Annotated in this window: 1 protein-coding gene; it reads right to left on the reverse strand. The window is 49.7% G+C overall.

What is annotated here, in order from left to right; all coding sequences use genetic code 11:
* Window positions 1-545: enoyl-CoA hydratase-related protein (locus R7R24_RS29715; protein ID WP_318120590.1), on the reverse strand; the 545-nt coding region annotated here is incomplete at both ends.

Here is a 545-nt window from a genome sequence, read left to right on the forward strand (position 1 = left end):
CGATACACGGATATCGGCGATCAATTGGCTGGTGTAGCGGATAAGCTGAGAATCAATGGGATTTTGGTGGCATTGTTCGCACAGTGCTTTCGCTTTTCTCATGGCATCTGGGCTATTGAGTAGCAAAGAAGCGACGACTTCGCTTACGCATGATTCAAGCTCCTCATCTTCTTTCACTTCATGCACGATGCCAAACTGTTGCGCTTTAACCGCAGGGATGACTTCACCACTGAGGATGTAACGACGTGCTTGTCGATTGCCCATCGCACGCATCACGTATGGTGCAATGGTGGCGGGCACCAATCCCAATTTGACTTCACTCAAGCAAAACTGAGCGGAGTTGGTGGCGATAGCGATATCGCTGCAGCAAATTAGCCCCAATGCGCCACCAAACGCTGAGCCTTGTACGACAGCGATGGTCGGTTGAGGGAAGGTATCTAACGTTTCCATTAAGCGAGCGAGGCTTTGTGCATCGACTAGGTTTTCTTTTCGGGTACTATTTGCCATCGATTGCATCCAAGCTAAATCCGCACCAGAGGAAAAGT

The sequence above is a fragment of the Vibrio sp. 704 genome, from assembly GCF_033339295.1.